Raw genomic sequence first — 1,474 nt, 5'->3', positions numbered from 1 at the left:
GGAACCTCTAGCGGGACAACCTTCGCCAGAATTGTTTCGAACCGACTAGTGGACCCGAGTGCTACTCGTTGTCACAGCAAATCTTTCAAGATCCCGCATCGCTAATTTCGCGCCGATCGGCACAGGTCTCGAATGGATTCGATAGTCTCGTACTCTTGTGGCTGCGGCGCCTGAGACTGGTGTGGTCCGATACCAGGTTGTGGTCGCGCGATTCGCTCCCTGCGCGAGGGCTTCGACGTCAGTCGGGGGTGTAGGGGCTGATCTCTAGCTGGTCAGCTCCGTGATCGTGCAATGCCTTGACGACACGCTGTGTGGCGATGAAAGCAGAGTTCTGATATGGCTGGCCGTAGAGGTTCTGAATGTCAGACCCCGGGGACGGATCGGTCGCGAAGCCGGTGTATCCCTCGACGGGCGAGCCGGCGTGGTCTCGAACCTCGACGTCGAAGGTTCGGTAACCGGTGACCTCAGCGGCGCGAAGTGCCTCGATGAAACGAGTGGAGGCAATCTTCAACGCTATACCACCGGTCCACAGCATGTCACCGTACTTCTTGCCTCCGTTGTAGGGAGCAAGCCATACCGGGAAGGGAAGTTCTTCAGGACGCCAGTCCTCAATGAACGGGTAGACACTGGTGACACCGTCGGGCATGTACCAGGGTTCTCCGGTGATCTTCGGCTTACTTTGTCCGTAGACATCGAGCCACACATCGTTGCGTCTTGATCTGGCCTCTATGCGAACCCACTCGGACATACGCTCACCTTTCAGCAACTGTAGAACCCTGCGTAAACGGACTTAATCGCCGCATTGAACTGAAGCACGGTTACCTTCGTCGCGTTCGGGTTCTGGTCAATCCATCTCTTCCAGTCACGGTTGTACGCGGCGGAAAGATCGGAGTGGTTGTTAGCCACCCCAGCAGTCGAAACCCACCACAGACCGAAACTTGGGTCGTGGATCAGAATGCCCTTAGGGCCGAAGTACTCGTTGTAGATCTGGGGCATGGTGTGGTGCATCTGGCACCGCGACCCGGGGTCGTAACCGGTTCGCTGGATCAGGTTGTACCGAAAATTCGCCGACGTATACGGCCTGTATTCTGCCGCCGCCACCAGGGCAGTGACTTGACCCTGGGTCGCGGCAACGGTGGTGACGCCTACCGTTGTTTCCGACGTGAGCGATGAAGCGGACGCTGCCTGGCCTGACATCCCGAAAACTACTGCCATCAGGATGGCAGCACTCGACGCACAAAACTTACGGATCTTCATGGGGTCCCCCTGCCCTATGTGTCGTAACGATCGCTATCAACAATCACCGACGACATAAATTTAGCCGTTGCCCTAGGCGTTACACAAGAGCTCGCTTTCTGGAAAATAGCCTCGGCCTTTCATGAGGGTGGTCGATCGCCCACATCACATCCTCGCACGAAGCACCCGCAAGGGGTCCGTCCGGATAGGCATTTCGGAGTGTCCCGCAAGCCGGTCC

At 57.4% G+C, this 1,474-nt stretch carries 2 protein-coding genes; both read right to left on the bottom strand.

Features of this window, described 5'->3' with window-relative positions:
- Nucleotides 1-238: 238 nt before the first annotated feature.
- Entirely contained in the window at nt 239-748 is a 510-nt protein-coding gene (locus AB0O97_RS20225; RefSeq protein ID WP_363885064.1) for a hypothetical protein, read from the bottom strand.
- An 11-nt stretch (nt 749-759) separates the two neighbouring features.
- Nucleotides 760-1,257 carry a hypothetical protein gene (locus tag AB0O97_RS20220; RefSeq protein ID WP_363885062.1) on the bottom strand — a complete coding sequence of 166 codons (498 nt, stop codon included), beginning with the start codon at nt 1,255-1,257 and terminating at the stop codon, nt 760-762.
- Nucleotides 1,258-1,474 lie beyond the last annotated feature (217 nt).

This window comes from Specibacter sp. NPDC078692 (genome assembly GCF_040686835.1).
Taxonomy (GTDB): domain Bacteria; phylum Actinomycetota; class Actinomycetes; order Actinomycetales; family Micrococcaceae; genus Specibacter.
Note: the sequence above shows the minus strand (reverse complement) of the source record. Positions and strands in the feature narration are given on the sequence as shown.